The 12,472-nt window shown below is 71.7% G+C and carries 9 protein-coding genes; 3 read left to right on the top strand and 6 right to left on the bottom strand.

Translation table 11 applies throughout. From position 1 onward, the window contains the following. Window positions 1-25: 25 nt before the first annotated feature. The 4 genes from ABC337_RS02850 to ABC337_RS02865 all read right to left on the bottom strand — a co-directional run bounded on the left by ABC337_RS02850 (window position 26) and on the right by ABC337_RS02865 (window position 4,650). Window positions 26-988 carry a 4-(cytidine 5'-diphospho)-2-C-methyl-D-erythritol kinase gene (locus ABC337_RS02850; RefSeq protein ID WP_412882453.1) on the bottom strand — a complete coding sequence of 321 codons (963 nt, stop codon included), beginning with the start codon at window positions 986-988 and terminating at the stop codon, window positions 26-28. A 98-nt stretch (window positions 989-1,086) separates the two neighbouring features. Further along, a complete protein-coding gene (rsmA, locus tag ABC337_RS02855; protein WP_412883233.1) occupies window positions 1,087-1,911 on the bottom strand; it encodes a 16S rRNA (adenine(1518)-N(6)/adenine(1519)-N(6))-dimethyltransferase RsmA in 825 nt (274 codons plus the stop codon). Window positions 1,912-2,239: 328 nt separating this feature from the next. Then, the gene (locus ABC337_RS02860; RefSeq protein ID WP_412882452.1) at window positions 2,240-3,442 is read right to left on the bottom strand and encodes a resuscitation-promoting factor; all 1,203 of its coding nucleotides are present in this window, start codon (window positions 3,440-3,442) and stop codon (window positions 2,240-2,242) included. A 293-nt stretch (window positions 3,443-3,735) separates the two neighbouring features. Next, window positions 3,736-4,650, bottom strand: a complete 915-nt coding sequence (locus ABC337_RS02865; RefSeq protein ID WP_412882451.1) for a TatD family hydrolase — start codon at window positions 4,648-4,650, stop codon at window positions 3,736-3,738. A gap of 162 nt (window positions 4,651-4,812) precedes the next feature. Between ABC337_RS02865 and ABC337_RS02870 the strand changes: the two genes are divergently transcribed. Genes ABC337_RS02870 through ABC337_RS02880 form a run of 3 tightly spaced genes read left to right on the top strand, consistent with a single transcriptional unit; the run spans window position 4,813 to window position 9,866 of the window. Then, a complete protein-coding gene (locus tag ABC337_RS02870) occupies window positions 4,813-5,892 on the top strand; it encodes an AAA family ATPase (RefSeq protein ID WP_412882450.1) in 1,080 nt (359 codons plus the stop codon). 12 nt (window positions 5,893-5,904) lie between these two features. After that, window positions 5,905-7,281, top strand: a complete 1,377-nt coding sequence (locus ABC337_RS02875; RefSeq protein WP_412882449.1) for a DUF58 domain-containing protein — start codon at window positions 5,905-5,907, stop codon at window positions 7,279-7,281. Further along, a complete protein-coding gene (locus tag ABC337_RS02880; RefSeq protein WP_412882448.1) occupies window positions 7,278-9,866 on the top strand; it encodes a transglutaminase TgpA family protein in 2,589 nt (862 codons plus the stop codon). Before ABC337_RS02875 ends, ABC337_RS02880 begins: the two co-directional genes overlap by 4 nt. Here the strand turns inward: ABC337_RS02880 and ABC337_RS02885 are convergent. Together ABC337_RS02885 and rsmI are read right to left on the bottom strand one after the other, a co-directional pair. Further along, complete coding sequence (locus tag ABC337_RS02885) at window positions 9,863-11,362, bottom strand: NAD-dependent succinate-semialdehyde dehydrogenase (protein WP_364136874.1); 1,500 nt, start codon at window positions 11,360-11,362, stop codon at window positions 9,863-9,865. The genes ABC337_RS02880 and ABC337_RS02885 overlap by 4 nt on opposite strands. Before the next feature lie 232 nt (window positions 11,363-11,594). Continuing rightward, on the bottom strand, window positions 11,595-12,416 hold the full coding sequence (gene rsmI, locus ABC337_RS02890) for a 16S rRNA (cytidine(1402)-2'-O)-methyltransferase (protein WP_412883232.1): 822 nt from the start codon (window positions 12,414-12,416) through the stop codon (window positions 11,595-11,597). Window positions 12,417-12,472 lie beyond the last annotated feature (56 nt).

Genomic DNA, 12,472 nt, shown 5'->3' on the forward strand with positions numbered 1-12,472 from the left:
GCCGGGGTCCGTACTGCGAACGTTCTTAAAGGAGCGTATCGGAGATGATGCGGGCGCCGTGCACCGGGCCATGGACGGCCATGGCGTCCAGGCCGTGGTGGCGCAGCTCGGTGGCGAGCCCGTCGGCGGCCGAGGGGTTGTGGGCCAGCAGCGCCACGGTGGGACCGGAGCCGGAGACGATCCCGGCGATGGCGCCACAGGATTCGCCGAGGCCAAGAACATCGCGCAGCTCCGGGGCGAGTTCGATCGAGGCGCGCTGCAGGTCGTTGACGAGGACGCGGCTCAGGGCGTCGGCGTCGCCGCTGAGCAGCGCCGCGAGGACCCGGGGATCGACGGAGGTTGGCTCCTCGATGGCCTCGTCGCTCTCGGCCCGGAGCCGGTCGAGGGTGCGGAAGACCTCGGGGGTGGAGAGGCCGAAGTCCGCGGTGACCAGCACCCAGTCGGTCTGGGCCTTGACGAGCGCGGGCGAGAGTTCGTCGCCGACGCCGAGGCCGACGGCGGTGCCGCCGAGCAGGGAGAAGGGCACGTCGGCGCCGAGCTCGCCAGCGAGGTGGGCGAGTTCCTCGCGGGAGAGGCCACTGTTCCAGAGCGCGTCGCAGGCCAGCAGCGTGGCCGCGGCGTCCGCGGAGCCGCCGCCCATGCCGCCGGCGACCGGGACGCGTTTGGTGATTTCCAGGTGCACGCCGGTGGAGTGTTCGGAGACGTCGGCCATAATGGCTGCGGCCTTGTAGGCCAGGTTGCGTTCGTCGAGGGGGATGTCGACGCTGTCGAGGTCCAGGGTGCTGGCCGGGCTGATGCCGACCGTGATTTCACCCGTGTCCGTGCTGGTGGCGGCCACCTCTTCATAGAGCGAGACGGCCAGGTAGACGCTGGCCACCGAGTGGTACCCGTCGGGCCGCAGCGGCCCTACATCCAGTGAGACGTTCACCTTGCCTGGCGCCTTGACCCTCACGGTCCGCGCCGGGAAGCGCCCTCTCACTGCGTTCATGGCTCCACGCTATGGCATGGGCGGTGCGGTTCCAAGCCGCGGGCGCAGGTGATATCCACGCGGCCCGGGGGTTCGCACCGCGCTCTGCGGCCCAGGGCTCAGGCGTCCGCGGGCATGGTGGCGTTCCGCGCCTCGGCGATCCGGGCGAAGGCCGTCACGTCCAGCACCTCGCCGCGCGCCGTAGGGTCCACGCCCGCGGCGCGGAGGCACCGCTCGGCCTCGGCGGCGCTTCCGGCCCAGCCGGCCAGGGCGGCGCGCAGGGTCTTCCGGCGCTGGGCAAACGCTGCGTCGATCACGGCGAACACCTCTTCCCGGGTGGCGGTCGTGGCCGGGGGTTCGCGGCGGGTGAAGGCCACCAGGCCGGAGTGGATCTTCGGCGCGGGCCAGAAGACGTTCATGCCGATGACCCCGGCCTTGCGCATCCCGCTGTACCAGGCGGCCTTGACGGAGGGGACGCCGTAGGTCTTGGAGCCGGGCGCCGCGGCCAGCCGGTCCGCCACTTCGTCCTGGACCATGACCAGCCCGTGGCGCAGGCTCGGGAAGTGCTGGAGCAGGTGCAACACCACGGGAACGGCCACGTTGTAGGGCAGGTTGGCCACCAGCGCGGTGGGCTCCACCGGCAGCTCGGTGACCTTCATGGCATCGGAGAGGACCAGGTGGAAGTCCTGCGCGGCGTGGGGGCGCCAGCGTTCGACGGTGGCGGGGAGTTTCGCAGCGAGGACCGGATCGATTTCGACGGCGACGACGGTTTTGGCGGCGTCCAGCAGGCCCAGGGTCAGGGACCCGAGGCCGGGGCCGACCTCGAGGACGGTCTCGTCCGGGGCGATGTCGGCTACGGAGACGATGCGGCGGATGGTGTTGCCGTCGATGACAAAGTTCTGGCCCAGCGTCTTGGTGGGACGGACCCCGATCTCCTCGGCCATCCGGCGGATGTCGGTGGCGCCCAGCAGGGGTGCCGGGGCGGTCACGGGAGGCGTCGCGGCGGTCGCGGGAGTTGCCGCGTCAGGCCCGGCGGAGGTCGGTTCAGTCACCTAGGTATCCTATCCCGCGGTGTCGCCACCCCCGACGGGGAACGGCGCGGGAGACGGCTCAGGAAATGTCGCAGGGAACGGCGAAGGCCGGCCCCGGCTCTGTGCTGGACAGAGCCGGGGCCGGCCTTCGCGGGATCCCGCAGTATTCGATCCTTTTGAATTCGATCGCGCGGTGGTCGGCAGCGCGGTCGGTTCTACGCGGGTGGTCTACGTGGTCAGGTTAGCGCGAGGCCGCCCAGCCGCAGCCCCACGGGCCGAGGCCGGCCTTGGCGTAGTAGGTGTTCGCGACGGCGATCTGCTGGGCCTTGCTGGCCTGGCTGGCGTTGGGGGCGTATGCCCCGCCGCCGTTGGCGAGCCAGGACGGGATGTCGAACTGCAGGCCGCCGTAGTAGCCGTTGCCGGAGTTGATGGACCAGTTGCCGCCGGACTCGCACTGGGCGATCTTGTCCCACATGGCCTCGTTCATCATGGCCGGGGCGGCGGCACCGGTGTTGCCCGAAGCTGCCGGGGCGGCCGGGGCTGCGGCGGCCTGCGGCTTGGGCTTTTCCTTCGTTCCGACCGCGATCTTCTCGGTGACCGGCTGGAGGGTGACGTTCTGCGAGACGAGGGTGCGCGAGGCTTCGCGGCCGTCAACCAGGATCAGCTTGAAACTCTTGCTCATGCTGCCGTTGACGCCGGCCTGAAGGACTTTGGAATCGCCCTTGAACAGGGTGGCGTCGTCGGAGCTAAGGCTCTCGAACGGGACGGCTTCAGTGGTCTCGTCGGTCTTGGTGGTGTCCACCCGGGAGACCTTGACCACCATGTCGTTGACGACGGGGGCGTTGGCCGGCTGGGAGAGACGGTCGCTGGCGCCGAGCTTGATGCCGGCACCGTTCAGCAGCTCACCGACGGTGGCGGCGGTGGTGGTGGTCTTGGTGTCCTTGCCGTCGGCCACGAGGGTGACGGTCTTCGGCGTCGAGATGCTCACATAGGAACCGGAGACGGCCAGCTGGGCGTCCTTGGGGACGGAGACCTCCGAGGCCTTGGCGACGCCGAGCTCGGAGACCAGGCTCTCGACGGTAGGGGCGGTGGTGGTCACGGTCCGCTCGGCGCCGTCCACGCTGACCTTGACGGCCTTGGCGAGGTTGACGTTGATGACGGAGCCGTCCTGGACATGGGCGTCGGCGGCGGGCGTGACCTTGTCCGCGGACTGCAGTTCGACGTTGGCGGCCTTAACAACCTGGCCTACGGTGCCGCCGAAGGTCTGCACGGAGCTAACCTTGCCGTCAACGTTGAGCGTGACTGTCTTGTTGTTGCCGACGAATGCGACGAGGCCGAGCACGAGGGCCATGAGGACCACCAGCTGTGAACCGACCTTGACGACGCTGACCTTGCCGTCCGTTGTGAAGAACTTGACCACGATTGCCCGAATCTCTTGGACCATCCGGGCACGGGGAAAAGTGCACAGGCGTGTCCCATCAAACACCCTCGAGGGCTGGTCCGGACCGGGTCCGGATGCTTGCGGAAAACGCGGGCACCGCCACACCACCAAACGAGAGCGCGCACGTGGATCAACCACTGGAGCGCGCGTCCGCAAGGAGTGAAATTATCCGAAGGCCTTCCCCGACCCCGGCTAATAGTTGACCACTGTAACCGGAGCGTTATAAAGCGGCCAAGAAATTATGCATACCGGGTATTCATGGGCCGACACATCGGAGAGCGTGAAAAATCTTGGCGTCAGTCCCAGGATCCGTATGCCCGCACGGTATTTTCGGCCAGTCCCGCGCAGAGTCCGGCGAGGTCGCGGCCTGTCAATTCGGCCATGCCGCGCACCGTGTACGGGACCATGTAACTGGCGTTGGGGCGGCCCCGGTGCGGGTGCGGGGTCAGGAACGGCGCGTCGGTTTCGACCAGCAGCAGCTCCGGTTCGGCGATGGCCAGCGCGCTGCGCAGGTCAGCGGCGTTCTTGAAGGTCACCGTCCCGGCAAAGGACATGTACCAGCCCTGCCGGTTGCAGGTTTTCGCCAGCTCTTCGCCGCCCGAGAAACAGTGGAAGACCACCCGCTCGGGGGCGCCCTCCTCGCGCAGCACCTGCACGACGTCGTCGTGGGCGTCCCGGTCGTGGATCTGCAGGGTCAGGCCCAGCCGCTTGGCGATGTCGATGTGCCGGCGGAACGAGTACCGCTGGTGGGCCAGGCCCTCCCCCTCGGTGCGGAAGAAGTCCAGGCCGGTCTCCCCGATGGCCCGGACCCGGGGGTGGGCGGCGAGCGCCTCGATCTCGGCCAGCGCCGCCTCCAACTCGCCGCGGGCGGCGTACTCGGGCGCGTCGTTCGGATGCAGGGCGACGGCGCCAAGCAGCCGCGCGTCGAGGTCGACGGCCTCGACGGTGAAGCGGGAGGACTCCAGGTCGCAGCCGACCTGGATGGCGCCCTGCACGCCGACGGCGGCGGCGGCGTCGAGGGCGTCCTTGATGCCGACGGCGGGCCCGTCCGCGGACGAACCGGCGTCCGGGAAGTCCAGGTGGGTGTGGTTGTCCATGACCGGGACCGGCAGCGGCTCCGGTGCCGGCGGGTAAGCCTTGCGACCGGAGGTACCGGTGCCCTCGTCACTGATCGCGCGGAAGGGGGCCGGGGCCAGGGAAGGGGAGGACATACTTCCAGCCTAGCGGCGGCCCGGATCGGAGAATTACCGGAACTCTCTGTCTGCGCTGTGAGTTGTGTGAGTACGCTGATATCACACAGGCGGCCCACCGTGGTGCCCGGCAGCATCTGCCTGCCGCGGTGTTCCGGCCGCCCCAGGGCTGAAAGGCTGCCGATGGATTTCCACCGCCGCACCACCTTTGATGAGACCGTTGACGAGGCCATGGCCGCGCCGGAGCCGGCCGGCCATGTCCCCGCCGCCCGCACCGGGCAGGAGCCGATGGATCCGGCGGAGTTCAGCCGGGCCTGCGAGCGGATCCTGGCCGGCATCAACACGGTCATCGACGGCAAGGCCGAGGCGGCGAAGCTGGCCCTGACGGTGCTCCTGGCCCAGGGCCACCTGCTCCTGGAGGACGTGCCCGGCGTCGGGAAAACCATGCTGGCCAAGACCCTGGCCCGGACCATCGACTGCACGGTCAGCCGGATCCAGTTCACCCCGGACCTGCTGCCCTCGGACGTGACCGGTGTGTCCGTGTATAACCAGGCGACGCGGATGTTCGAGTTCCGTCCCGGCGCGGTCTTCGCCAACATCGTGATCGGCGACGAGATCAACCGGGCCTCCGCGAAGACCCAGTCCGCCCTGCTCGAATGCATGGAGGAGCACCAGGTCACCGTCGACGGGACCTCCTACCGGCTGGACGAGCCGTTCATGGTGGTGGCCACGCAGAACCCCATCGAGATGGAAGGCACCTATCCGCTGCCGGAGGCGCAGCGGGACCGGTTCATGGCCAGGATCTCGATGGGTTACCCGGACCGGGAGGCGGAGTTGGAGATGCTGGAGACGCACCAGTCCGCGTCGCCGCTGGCCACGGTGTCCGCCGTCGTCACCGCCGCCCAGGTGGCCGCCATGATCGCCACGGTCCAGCAGGTCTACGTCTCCCGCGCGGTCAAGGAGTACACGGTGGCGCTCGGCCGCGCCACGCGGGAGAGCCCGTTACTGCGGCTCGGCGCCAGCCCCCGGTCCATGCTGCAGCTGCTGCGCGCGGCAAAGGCCACCGCGGCGCTGGAGGGCCGCGACTTCGTCCTGCCCGACGACGTCGTCGCCGTCGCAGAGCCGGTGCTGGCGCACCGCATCATCCTGGACCGGAAGGCCGCCGGCGCCGGCGAGACTCCGCAGTCGGTCATCCGCTCCATCCTGGCCAAGGTTCCGGTGGGCGACGGGGCCGCCGGTCCGCCCGCGAGCCGGCGCCGCTAGGACCCGGCCGCCATGGGGGTATGGGACCGGATCCCGAAGCAGATCTTCAGCACCCGCGGCTGGGGGCTGCTGGCCGCCGGGGTGCTCTGCCTGCTGGCCGCCCAGGTGCTGGGCCGGCGGGACCTGCTCTCCCTGGCTCTGCTGCTGCTGATCCTGCCGTTGCTCTCCCTGGCCGGCACCCGGGTGCTGAAGCCGCGGTTCAGCGTTTACCGGGAGTTTGACCCGTCCCCGGTCCAGACGTCCGCCGCCGTCACGGTCCGGCTGGCGGTGGCCCGCACCGGACCGGGCACGGGGCACGCCCTGATGGAGGAACAGCTCCCGCCCAGGTTCGGCCAGTCCCCGGTGTTCCGCTTTCCGGCCCGCACCGCCACCGCCGGCAGCAGCCGCTACGAATACCAGTTGCGCAGCGCCACGCGCGGGCAGTTCGTTATCGGCCCGGTCACCGCCGAATTCAGCGACCCGTTCGGGCTCTCGGTCCACCGGCACGCGATCGACGCCGGCGACGTCCTCACCGTCACGCCCACCCCGGTCTACCTGCCGCCCACCTCGCTCGCCGGCGCGCGGGGCCACGACGGCGTCACCGCCACCCGGAGCCGGGCCAACCCCAGCGACGACGACGTCATGACCCGCGAGTACCGGCACGGCGACCCGATGCGCCGGGTGCACTGGGCCGCCACAGCCCGGCACGGGGAGCTGATGGTCCGCCAGGAGGAGTCGGTCACCACCCCGGAGGCGACCGTGATCCTGGACCACCGCTATCTGGCCCACTCCCACGGCACCGGTTACGCCGGCCCCGCGGACGGGCTGGAGCCGGTGAGCAGCGACTCGTTCGAATGGGCCGTGACGGCCGCGATGTCCGTCTGCGCCCACCTCGGCGAGCGCAGCTACGCGCTGCGCTGCCTCGACCCCTCCGGCGAGGCCGCCTTCCTCCACTCCCCCTCCGCCCCGGAACCGCACACCGAGGAGTTCCTGGGCGCGGCCGGGCTGCAGTCCATCGCCGAGAGCCTGGCCGCGATCGGGCTCACCGGCCCCCGGCATCCCGGCGGGGACGCCGGGCCCCGGCCCTTCGATGACCGGCTGCTGGACAAGCTCTCCGCCCACCGCCTGCGCGGTCCCGTCCTGGCCATCCTGGGCCGGCTCACCCCGGCCGAGGCCCGGGACCTGGCGCCGGCGGCCGCGTTCGGCGCCAACGCCTTCGCCCTTGTGGCCGCCGGGCGCGGGGCGGAGACGGAGGAGGCTCTGGCGGCACTGCGCCGCGGCGGCTGGCGGGCGGTGGCGGTCTCCCCAGCCACCTCCCTGCCCGCGGCGTGGTCCGCGTTCGACGACGACGGCACCGCTCCGGAGGCGACGGCCGCCGACGCCCGCCGCGGCGCGGGGGCCCGGCGATGACGCTGACGGATAAGCCGGCCCGGGGCGGCGCGGGGACCGGCCCCACCGGACACGGTCCCGACGCCGGCCGCGACGGCGCCGGTCGTGGCGAAACAGGCGGCGCTCCGGGCGGGCCGGCCGGCCGCATCCGCGGCGCCGGCCTGGAACCGTGGGCCATGGCGCTCTCCGTCGCCGTGGCGCTGGCCGGGGCGGCCCTGGGCATGAACGGCGTGCTGCGCGGCTGGGCCTGGTACCCGCCCGTGCTGACCACCGTCTTCACCGTCGCCCTCGCCACCGCCGCGCTGCGCTCGCTCCGGCTGCCGGGGGTGGTGGTCAGCCTGGGCGGCTTCCTGTCCCTCGCGGCTGTCCTGACCAGCACGTTCTTCCGCCCGTCCAGCATCGCCGGGGTCATCCCCACGGCCGAGACGCTGGGACAGCTGCAGGCCTACCTGCGCCGCGCCAACGAGACGATCCTTGGCGAAAGCACCCCGGTGGCGCCGAACGCGGGCATCGTGCTGCTGATCTGCGGGGTGCTGGGGCTCCTGGTGGTCCTGGTGGATACCCTCTGCGGCCCGCTGGCGCTGCCCGCCACCAGCGGGCTGGGCATCCTGGCGGTCCTGGTGGTCCCCGCCCTGGTCAAGCCGCAGAGCGTGGGCTGGCCGGCGTTCGCCGCCGCGGCCGCCGGCTACCTGATGATCCTGGCCTGCAGCCACTGGTTCCACCCCGGCTCGGGCCTGCGCGGGGATACCGCGCGGACCCCCGGGCAGCTCCGCCGCGCGGGTGTCCTGGGGGCGATGGCGCTGGCCCTGACGCTGCTGGTGCAGGCGGTGCTGCCGGGCTTCGACCAGGGCGCCTTCCCCCAGGGCTCCCGGCTCGCCCCCTGGGGCGGCGCCACCGGCCTGAACCCCATGATCAGCCTGGGCAACAGCCTCCGCAGCCCCTCCGGCGTCGGCCGGATCACCTATGCCAGCAACGCCGGCTCCGCGCCCTATCTCCGCTCGGTCACGGTGGACAGTTTCGACGGCGATTCCTGGTCCCCGGATGACCGGGACGCCACCCGCCGGCCGGGCACCGGTTCGATCGATCCGGGGACCGACGTTACCGCCGACGAGCAGGTCCGGACCGTCACCGCGGTCAACACCGGGCAGTTCACCAGCCCGTACCTGCCGGTCCCGTACGCCCCGGCGTCCGTCAGCGGCCTCACCGGCCGGTGGAGCTGGGATCCGGCGACGCTCAGCATCAAGGGCATCGATGTGAACTCCCGCGACCAGCAGTACGTCGTGGCGTCCGTGGCGCCGAAGCTGACCCCTGCCGTCCTGGACCGCGCCACGGAGCAGCCCCGCGGCCTGCCGGACCTCTTCACCCGGGTTCCGGGCAACGTCCCGGCGATCGTGCGGCAGACGGCGGACACGGTCACCGCCGGGGCCGGCACCGAGTACGCCAAGGCGATGGCCATCCAGGCCTACCTGCGCTCCCCCGCGTTCACCTACTCGCTGCAGGCACCGGTGCAGAACGGGTACGACGGGAACGGGCTCTCCGTGCTGGCCGACTTCCTGGCCCAGAAGAGCGGCTACTGCATCCACTTCTCCTCGGCCATGGCCGTGATGGCCCGGTTGGAGGGGATCCCCAGCCGGATCGCCGTCGGGTACGCCCCGGGCCGGCCCACCGGTTCGACGGTGTCGCTCGGCGGGCTGGGGGCGCTGCCGGAGTACGAGGTGGATGCCCGCGATGCCCACGCCTGGCCCGAGCTGTACTTCCAGGGACTGGGCTGGGTGCCGTTCGAACCCACGCCCTCCCGCGGCGTCGTCCCGGGCTATGCGACCGAGGCGGCGGCCCCGAGCGGGGCGAGCACCAACGAGAACAACGACGGGCTGATTCCCTCGGCCGATCCCAAGGCCACGACGTCGGCGGCGCCCCTCCCGGTGCCTGTTCCCGCCGCGGCCGGCGGAACCGCCACGGGCCCGGAGATCCCCTGGCCGCTGCTTTACGGCGCCGGGGGCGTGCTGCTGGCGGCGCTGCTGCTGGCCACGCCCGCCCTGGCCCGTGCCGGGTTGCGACGGCGGCGGCTGCGGGCAGCGGCGGAGGATCCGGCGGACGCCGCGGGGCCGGCCTGGGCGGAACTGCGCGACCTCGCCGCGGACTACGGCCTGCCGCCGCGCGGCAGCGATTCACCCCGGCTGTTCGCCGCCCGGCTGCTGGGCTCTCCCCTGCTGGGAGTCCCGGACGGGGCGGACGCACCGGCCCGGGACGCGGTGGAGACCCTGACGGCGGAGCGCGAACGGCAACGCTACGGCCGCCCCGGGTTCGAGGGGCGGTCAACGGGTGCGGACGGGGGCGGGTCCGGAAGTGCGTCCGGGGGTGACACGGCGGAGCGGATCGCCCTGATCCGCGGCAGCCTGCAGGCCAACGCCCGCTGGGCGGCCCGGCTGCGCGCCGGGTGGCTGCCGCCGTCGTTGTTCACCCGCTGGCGCAACGCGCTCACGCGCCCCCTGCGCCGCCTCCCGCGGCCGGCCCCGGACAACCGGGCCACCCCGCAAACGCCGAACGGCGCCGCGGAGACCCGTTCAGGGTTCCGCGGCGCCGTCCGCAGGCTTCGCCGGAACTAGCCGGCGTAGGGGTCGGCGATGCCGATGTACTGGGTGTAGAGGTACTCCTCGATGCCCTCGAGGCCGCCCTCGCGGCCCAGGCCGGACTGCTTCACGCCGCCGAACGGGGCGGAGGCGTTGGAGACGACGCCGGCGTTCAGGCCCAGCATGCCGGTCTCGAGGCGTTCGCCCATCCGGATGCCCCGGTTGAGGTCCTTGGTGAAGACGTAGGCCACCAGGCCGTACTCGGTGTTGTTGGCGAGCCGGACGGCCTCGTCCTCGGTGTCGAAGGTGATGATCGGGGCGACCGGTCCGAAGATCTCCTCGTTCAGGATGCGGGTGCCCTCGGTGACGCCCTTGAGGATGGTGGGCTGGTAGAAGTAGCCCGGACCCTCGACGGCGGCGCCGCCGATGACGGTCTCGGCGCCGGCGGCGACGGCGTCGGCGACCAGGTCGTGGACCTTGTCGCGGCTCTTCGCGTCGATCAGCGGGCCCACCTTGGACTCCGGCTCGGTGCCGCGCGCCGGGGTCATTTCCTTCATCTTGGCGGCGAACTTCTCGGCGAACTCGTCGGCGACGGACTCGTGCACGATGAAGCGGTTGGCCGCGGTGCAGGCCTCGCCCATGTTCCGCAGCTTGGCCAGCATGGCGCCGGTGACGGCGGCGTCGATGTCAGCGTCCTCGAAGACCAGGAACGGGGCGTTGCCGCCGAGCTCCATGGAGGTCCGGAGCACGTTCTCGGAGGCGTCGGCCAGGAGCCGGCGGCCCACCTCGGTGGAGCCGGTGAAGGAGAGCTTCCGGAGCCGTGAGTCCTTGATCAGCGGGCCGGTGGTGGCGCCGGCGGTGGAGGTGGGGATGACGTTCAGGACGCCGGCGGGCAGGCCGGCCTCCATCATGACAGCGGCGAACAGCTGCGAGGTCAGCGGGGTCAGGTTCGCGGACTTCAGCACCATGGTGCAGCCGGCGGCGACGGCGGGGGCGATCTTTCGGGTGGCCATGGCCAGCGGGAAGTTCCACGGGGTGATCAGCAGGCAGGGGCCCACCGGCTTCTTCGCCACGAGCAGGCGGGACTTGCCGTCCGGGGACACCGAGTAGCGGCCGAAGGCGCGGACGGCTTCCTCGGAGAACCAGCGGAGGAACTCGGAGCCGTAGGTGACCTCGCCGCGGGCCTCGGCCAGCGGCTTGCCCATTTCCAGGGTCATCAGCAGGGCGAAGTCCTCGGCGCGCTCGGTGACCATGTCGAAGGCCCGGCGGAGGATCTCGCCACGCTCGCGCGGCGGGACCTTGGCCCAGGACTCCTGCGCCGCGGCGGCGGCGTCCAGGGCGGCGGCGCCGTCCTCGGGGCCGGCGTCGGCCAGGCTCAGCAGCACCTTGCCGGTGGCGGGGTCTTCGACGTCGAAGGTCTTGCCGGACGCGGCGGGACGCCACTGCCCGTCAATCAGCAGGCCGGTGGGCACGGAGGCCAGCAGCGCGGCCTCCCGCTCGGCGGTAACGGTGGGCTGGGCAGTTACAGTCACAATGACTCCCTCGTCGGCATTGGATGGAAAAGGTCGGATGGCGGGCCCGGGGACTGGCGTCGCACTGGTGGTTCCGTCAGGCCGGTGGGGCGGGCCCGCCGGCGGGTGCGGCCGGGCCGAACTACTGCCCACGGTACTGCCGGTTTCTCGGGGGTGTCTACGCTTCTGCGCACTAGGAACCGGGCGGACCGCTGTGCAGCTGCACAAGGTGCGGCGGGCTGCCGCGGGGACCTCAGCGTGCGGCCAGGACGGCGGCGTAGAGTTCGCGTTTGCTGACCCGGGTGTCCTCCGCGACCGCGGCCACGGCCTCCTTGAGCCGTATGCCCTGGGCGACCAGGGCGTTGACGTCCGCCACGTGGTCTTCGGGCTTTCCCGGCTCGCGTTTGGGTGCCCCGGCGACAACGACGGCGATCTCGCCGCGGATCTCGGAGGTCTCGGCCCAGCGCAGCAGCTCGCGCAGGTCTCCGCGGATAACCTCCTCGTAGGTTTTGGTCAGTTCGCGGCAGACGGCGGCGCGGCGGCTGGCGCCGAAGCGTTCGTGCAGGGCCCGCAGCATCGGTTCCAGCCGGTGCGGGGCCTCGAAGAACACCATGGTGCGGGACTCGTCGTCGAGCTCGGCCAGCCGGCCCGCCCGCTCCCCCGCCTTCCGCGGCAGGAAGCCCTCGAAGCAGAAGCGGTCCGTGGGCAGGCCGGAGAGGGCCAGGGCGGTCAGCACGGCGGAGGGGCCGGGGGCCGCGGTGACGGTGATGCCGTCCGCCACGGCCGCCTCGACCAAGCGGAAGCCCGGGTCCGAGACCGAGGGCATGCCGGCGTCGGTCACCATCACCAAGGTCTTGCCGGACCGGACCTGGTCCAGGAGTTCGCCGGTCTTGGCCGCCTCGTTGTGTTCGTGGTAGCTGATCACCCGTCCGGCCACCGTGATGCCGAGGCTCTGGACCAGGCGGTGCAGGCGGCGGGTGTCCTCGGCCGCGACGATGTCTGCGGTTTCCAGAAGCCCGATCAGCCGCGCGGAGGCATCGCCGACGTTGCCGATCGGGGTGGCCGCGAGGACCACTTGGCCTTTGCCGGAATAACTGCCGGAAGAGGCTCCGGCGGACGTGCCTGCGGGGG

The organism is Arthrobacter phoenicis, assembly GCF_047238215.1.
GTDB lineage: Bacteria > Actinomycetota > Actinomycetes > Actinomycetales > Micrococcaceae > Arthrobacter.

Excerpts from the sequence above, each read along its gene's own strand:
- ABC337_RS02860 (WP_412882452.1), bottom strand. The coding sequence starts at position 3,442 with ATGGTCCAAGAGATTCGGGCAATCGTGGTCAAGTTCTTCACAACGGAC.
- ABC337_RS02870 (WP_412882450.1), top strand. The coding sequence starts at position 4,813 with ATGGATTTCCACCGCCGCACCACCTTTGATGAGACCGTTGACGAGGCC.
- ABC337_RS02875 (WP_412882449.1), top strand. The coding sequence starts at position 5,905 with ATGGGGGTATGGGACCGGATCCCGAAGCAGATCTTCAGCACCCGCGGC.
- ABC337_RS02865 (WP_412882451.1), bottom strand. The coding sequence starts at position 4,650 with ATGTCCTCCCCTTCCCTGGCCCCGGCCCCCTTCCGCGCGATCAGTGAC.
- ABC337_RS02880 (WP_412882448.1), top strand. The coding sequence starts at position 7,278 with ATGACGCTGACGGATAAGCCGGCCCGGGGCGGCGCGGGGACCGGCCCC.
- ABC337_RS02850 (WP_412882453.1), bottom strand. The coding sequence starts at position 988 with ATGAACGCAGTGAGAGGGCGCTTCCCGGCGCGGACCGTGAGGGTCAAG.
- rsmA (WP_412883233.1), bottom strand. The coding sequence starts at position 1,911 with ATGGCCGAGGAGATCGGGGTCCGTCCCACCAAGACGCTGGGCCAGAAC.